At 73.8% G+C, this 2330-nt stretch carries 2 protein-coding genes; both read left to right on the forward strand.

Annotated elements, in window-relative coordinates; genetic code table 11:
- A partial coding sequence (locus IH13_RS0105875; RefSeq protein ID WP_031081605.1) for an acyl-CoA carboxylase subunit beta occupies window positions 1-971 on the forward strand: 971 nt, incomplete at its 5' end.
- A 6-nt stretch (window positions 972-977) separates the two neighbouring features.
- The coding region (locus IH13_RS0105880; RefSeq protein ID WP_324605163.1) for an acetyl-CoA carboxylase biotin carboxylase subunit at window positions 978-2330 on the forward strand (1353 nt) is incomplete at its 3' end.

The following is a 2330-nucleotide window of genomic DNA, read 5'->3' on the forward strand; positions in this document are numbered from 1 at the left end:
GGCCGCCGCTGGTGAAGATGGCCACCGGCGAGGAGAGCGACGACGAGTCCCTCGGCGGCGCCGAGATGCACGCCCGCACCTCGGGGCTGGCCGACCACTTCGCCGTGGACGAGCCCGACGCGCTGAGGCAGGCCCGCCGGATCGTCGCCCGGCTCAACTGGCGCAAGGCCCACGCCGACCCGCCGCCCGCCGAGCCGCCGAAGTACGACGAGGAGGAGCTGCTCGGCGTCGTCCCCGGCGATCTGAAGGTGCCCTTCGACCCGCGTGAGGTGATCGCCCGGCTGGTGGACGGGTCGGACTTCGACGCGTTCAAGCCGCTGTACGGGAGCAGCCTGGTCACCGGCTGGGCCCGGCTGCACGGCTACCCGGTCGGCATCCTCGCCAACGCGCGGGGCGTGCTGTTCAGCGAGGAGTCGCAGAAGGCCGCCCAGTTCATCCAGCTCGCCGACCAGCGCGACATCCCGCTGCTCTTCCTGCACAACACCACCGGCTACATGGTCGGCAAGGAGTACGAGCAGGGCGGCATCATCAAACACGGCGCCATGATGATCAACGCCGTCTCCAACTCCCGCGTCCCGCACCTGTCGGTCCTGATGGGCGCCTCCTACGGCGCCGGCCACTACGGCATGTGCGGACGCGCCTACGACCCCCGCTTCCTCTTCGCCTGGCCCAGCGGCAAGTCCGCCGTCATGGGACCCCAGCAGCTCGCCGGCGTCCTGTCGATCGTCGCCCGCGCCTCCGCCGCCGCCAAGGGCCTGCCCTACGACGACGAGGCCGACGCCGGACTGCGGGCCGTGGTCGAGCAGCAGATCGAGGCGGAGTCCCTGCCGGTGTTCCTGTCGGGGCGGCTGTACGACGACGGGGTCATCGACCCGCGCGACACCAGAACCGTCCTCGGGATGTGCCTGTCCGCGATCCACACGGCACCGGTCGAGGGCGCCCGCGGCGGCTTCGGCGTCTTCCGGATGTGAGGGCCCATGACCACGATCAGTACGCTCCTCGTCGCCAACCGGGGCGAGATCGCCTGCCGGATCTTCCGCACCTGCCGGGAGCTGGGCATCGCCACCGTCGCCGTGTACTCCGACGCGGACGCCGGTGCCCTGCACGTACGGGAGGCCGACACCGCCGTACGCCTGCCGGGGGCCGCGCCCGCCGACACCTATCTGCGCGGGGACCTCGTCGTGGCGGCGGCGCTCGCCGCCGGGGCCGACGCCGTGCACCCGGGGTACGGATTCCTGTCCGAGAACGCCGCCTTCGCCCGGGCCGTGCAGGACGCCGGACTCCTCTGGGTGGGGCCGCCGGTCAAGGCGATCGAGCTGATGGCGTCCAAGACCCGCGCCAAGGAGCTGATGGCCACAGCCGGGGTGCCCCTGTTGACCCCCGTGGACCCGGCCGCCGCCACCGCGGAGGACCTGCCGCTGCTGCTCAAGGCGGCGTCGGGCGGCGGCGGGCGCGGCATGCGGGTCGTCCGGGAACTCGGCGACCTGCCCGGGGAGCTGGCGGCGGCCACCGCCGAGGCCGTCGCGGCCTTCGGTGACGGCGAGGTCTTCGCCGAGCCGTACGTCGAACGCGGCCGGCACGTCGAGGTCCAGGTCATGGCCGACGACCGGGGCGCGGTGTGGGCGCTGGGCACCCGGGACTGCTCGCTCCAGCGCCGCCACCAGAAGGTGATCGAGGAGGCGCCCGCGCCGGGGCTCGACGACGGGGTGCGGGGGCGGCTGCACGAGGCCGCCGTCGCCGCCGCACAGGCGGTGGGCTACCGGGGAGCGGGCACCGTCGAGTTCCTCGTCTCGGCCGAGGGCCGGCCGTACTTCCTGGAGATGAACACCCGCCTCCAGGTGGAACACCCCGTCACCGAGGCGGTGTTCGGGCTCGACCTGGTCGCCCTGCAACTACGCGTCGCGGAGGGCGGGCCCCTGCCCGCCGCCACCCCGCCCGAACCCCACGGGCACGCCGTGGAGGCCCGGCTGTACGCCGAGGACCCGGCCCGCGACTGGCAGCCGCAGACCGGAGCACTGCTCTCGTTCGAGGTGCCGGACGCGCCCGGTCTACGCCTCGACACCGGATACACCGGGGGTGACACCGTCCCGGTGCACTACGACCCGATGCTGGCCAAGGTCGTCGCCCACGCCCCGACCCGCACCGAGGCCGTACGCCTCCTCGCCCGCGCCCTCGAACGCGCCCGCATCCACGGCCCGGTCACCAACCGGGACCTGCTGGTCCGCTCCCTGCGCCACCCGGACTTCACCGGCGTACGCCTGGACACCGGCTTCTACGACCGCCACCTCGCCGGCCTCACCGCCCCGGCCCCGGCGCGTGAGGTCCGGCTC

Source organism: Streptomyces sp. NRRL WC-3549, assembly GCF_000721935.1.
GTDB lineage: Bacteria > Actinomycetota > Actinomycetes > Streptomycetales > Streptomycetaceae > Streptomyces.